General features: G+C 61.6%; 1 protein-coding gene. It reads left to right on the top strand.

The window, feature by feature from the left end; genetic code table 11:
• On the top strand, positions 1 to 1775 hold a 1775-nt coding region (locus tag FQ668_RS27240), incomplete at both ends, for an immunoglobulin-like domain-containing protein (protein ID WP_369333842.1).

Below are 1775 nucleotides of genomic sequence, written 5' to 3'. Positions count from 1 at the left end.
CTTTTGTCAGTCAGCGGCGCAGATGCGTGGAAGTTCGAAAACCTGAACCTGGACAAGACCCCGGTCAGCACCGAGGTCACCGACGAGCCAGGCACTCCAGGCAGCGAAGGCGACATCGTCAAGGTCACCATCACAGCCGACCAGACTTCGGTAGCCGAGAACGTCAAACCGACCTTCACTGTGCACGTCAACCAGCCGCTGGCCCACGACCTGGTCGTGACCCTGAGCAACAATGCCCAGGTCACCATCAAGGCCGGTGAAACCAGCGCGCCGTACACCCACGACGCGCAAGGCGATGACGTCTACCAGGACGCTGGCCAGATCAGTCTGGGCATCACGTCCGCTGTGGATGTAGACGGTCACACCTTCGAGAACCTGGAACTGGGCGGTGCTGCTTCGGTTCAAGTGACCGACACCCTCGACGAAGTGGTGGCCAAGCTGACCGCGACCCCTTCGGTCACCGAAGGCGGTGAGATCACCTACACCATCACGCTGACCAACAAAGACGGCTTGCCGATCAACAACCACTCGGAGCTGTACTTCAAGCTGACCGACGGCACCACTGTCGTTGTGGCAGCCAACAGCACCACCGGTTCGGCGACTGCAACCGCCCCGGACAACGTCTATGTCGGCACCAACGCGCCGGTGGTCAATGCCATCGACGCGGTCAGCGGCGCTGATGCATGGAAGTTCGAAAACCTGAACCTGGACAAGACTCCAGTCAACACCGAGGTGACCGACGAGCCAGGCACTCCAGGCAGCGAAGGCGACATCGTCAAGGTCACCATCACGGCCGACCAGACCTCGGTGGCCGAGAACGTCAAACCGACCTTCACCGTGCACGTCAACCAGCCGCTGGCCCACGACCTGGTCGTGACCCTGAGCAACAATGCCCAGGTCACCATCAAGGCCGGTGAAACCAGCGCGCCGTACACCCACGACGCGCAAGGCGATGATGTCTATCAGGATGCGGGCCAGATCAGCCTGGGCATCAACTCGGCGGTGGATGCCACTGGTGCTGCGTTCGAGAACCTCGAGTTGGGCGGTGCCGCGAAAGTGGATGTCACCGACACCCTCGATGAAGTCGTGGCCAAGCTGACCGCCACCCCGTCGGTCACCGAAGGCGGCGAGATCACCTACACCATCACCCTGACCAACAAAGACGGCCTGCCGATCAACAACCACAGTGCATTGACCTTCACCCTGAGCGACGGCAAAACCGTCATCACTGTGCCGGCCAACGGCACCGTGGGTACTGCCACCGTGGCTGCCCCGGACAACGTCTACGTCGGCGCTAACGACCCTGTCGTGATGTCGATCGCTACCGTTGAAGGTGCGGACGTTGGCAAGTTCGAGCAACTGACACTCGACAAAACCCCGGTCAGCACTACCGTGACCGACGAGCCAGGTACGCCGGGCAACGAAGGCGACTTGGTCAAAGTCACCATCACGGCCGACCAGACCTCGGTGGCCGAGAACGTCAAACCGACCTTCACTGTGCACGTCAACCAGCCGCTGGCCCACGACCTGGTCGTGACCCTGAGCAACAACGCCCAGGTCACCATCAAGGCCGGTGAAACCAGCGCGCCGTACACCCACGACGCACAGGGCGATGACGTCTACCAGGACGCAGGCCAGATCAGTCTGGGCATCACGTCCGCTGTGGATATAGACGGTCACACCTTTGAGAACCTGGAACTGGGTGGTGCTGCTTCGGTTCAAGTGACCGACACCCTCGACGAAGTCGTGGCCAAGCTGACCGCCACCCCGTCGGT

Origin of the sequence: Pseudomonas sp. Kh14 (assembly GCF_900291005.1) — a bacterium.
GTDB classification, from domain to species: Bacteria; Pseudomonadota; Gammaproteobacteria; order Pseudomonadales; family Pseudomonadaceae; genus Aquipseudomonas; species Aquipseudomonas alloputida.
The sequence above is the reverse complement of the archived record's forward strand: the minus strand, read 5'-3'. Positions and strand labels throughout refer to the sequence as shown.